The sequence below is a fragment of the Aminobacter sp. P4_D5 genome (genome assembly GCF_056401815.1).
On record NZ_JBFUIP010000810.1, the window covers coordinates 1 to 668 of the forward strand.

Genomic DNA, 668 nt, shown 5'->3' on the forward strand with positions numbered 1-668 from the left:
TCCCTACCCGGCTCCAGACGAAATCCTGATAGAATCGCGCCATCAGCCGGTCGGTATAGGCGCCGAGGTTGAGGAAGCCCTCGGCCTGGCGGCGCAACGGCGAGTCGAAATGCGGCGTCAGCAAGCCAGCGAGCTGCGCGAAGGCGATGGCGTCCACGCCCGAAGGCTGGTCGCCCATCAGATAGGGCTTGTCGCCCAGGATCGCGGACAGGCTCTGCAGCGAGCGCGTGCCGAGCCATTCGATCTCGTCCGGCTCATGCCGCGTGGTGCCCACCGCGCGGAAGGTGGTGGAGACCCGCGCCTTGAGCTGTTCGATCATCGCCGCCCGCTGGGCCTCCGGCATCCCGTCGAAGAGACGCGCCGGGCCGCGCTCGAAGTTCTCCGGCATGAAGTAGCGCGGCCAGGCGGCCGTCCACCCGAAATGGTTCTCCACCATGCGCTCGATCGCCCAGGATTCGGCCCGCTGGCGCGCATCCAGCCCGGCGTCGAGGTCGAAGCCGTATTTCCATTCGAGATGCAGACGAATGAAGGTTGAATCCGCCACCAACTCGCCCTCGTCGTCGATGAAGGGGAGCTGGCCCTTGGGCGATTGCGACGGCATGGCCTGCCGCAGCTCGAACTCAAGACCCGCCTGGCGTAGCTGCACGGCCGTCTTCATCGTGTTGGCG

General features: G+C 66.6%; 1 protein-coding gene. It reads right to left on the reverse strand.

Translation table 11 applies throughout. The features are described 5' to 3' along the window. On the reverse strand, nucleotides 1-668 hold a 668-nt coding region (locus AC1DWF_RS35145), incomplete at both ends, for a glutathione S-transferase family protein (protein ID WP_476843090.1).